The sequence below is a fragment of the Candidatus Schekmanbacteria bacterium RIFCSPLOWO2_02_FULL_38_14 genome, from assembly GCA_001790855.1.
In the GTDB taxonomy this organism is placed as follows: Bacteria; Schekmanbacteria; GWA2-38-11; order GWA2-38-11; family GWA2-38-11; genus 2-02-FULL-38-14-A.
Genome location: MGDH01000007.1, coordinates 32,634 through 33,351 on the forward strand (window position 1 = coordinate 32,634; position 718 = coordinate 33,351).

Consider the following 718-nt stretch of genomic DNA (forward strand, 5'->3'; position numbering starts at 1 on the left):
AGTACCTTTGGGCCTACTATAGGGTTGAACGGCACTTTACGTGTTTTAAATAAAGATGTTTTTATAAGTTCTATTGATTTATTAGTTGTCAGGGAAAAAGATAAAGCTCAACACATTTTCAACTGGATAGCCTTCAGGCCACCCAAAATTGACTTAGCTGGTAGTCAACCAATTTCAATGGAAATACCCTCTGGTTTTCTTGTTTCACCAGATTCCCCGCACAGATTCAACATAGTTTTTAATGATAACGATCTTTTCGAAGAAATAAGACCCTTGTTTAATACTTATATCACAGAATGGTATACTGTCGCAGACCAATTGACTAAAATCTGGCCGCCTTCAGTTGGGACAATTCCTCCACATGAAATAATTAGCCGTAAAATTGAATTAATCGAAGGTTTTAGAAAGAGTAAAATTCACCTTGATATGTACACTCATCTTGATAGGAAATGTTATTGGGAACCAGGCGATTATACTTTAACCATAAATGTACGAACATCAAAGCCAGATAGGGTTTTCACTAATAATTATAGGTTTTCAATAACCGAACCTGATTCGAAAAATTTAAAACTGAATGTGATAACCATTTTAGAAGAACCAATATCGAGTTATCAAAGGATTCAAAATTACCCTTATAACTTTGCTTATTCAACATATAAATAATAAAGGGCAGACTTCCGCTAACATGGTGCAAAAGACTAACATCCAAACCCTTCGG

1 pseudogene is annotated in these 718 nt (G+C 34.8%); it reads left to right on the top strand.

Features of this window, described 5'->3' with window-relative positions:
* A pseudogene (locus A3H37_00320) lies at nucleotides 1–663 on the top strand (hypothetical protein).
* Nucleotides 664–718 lie beyond the last annotated feature (55 nt).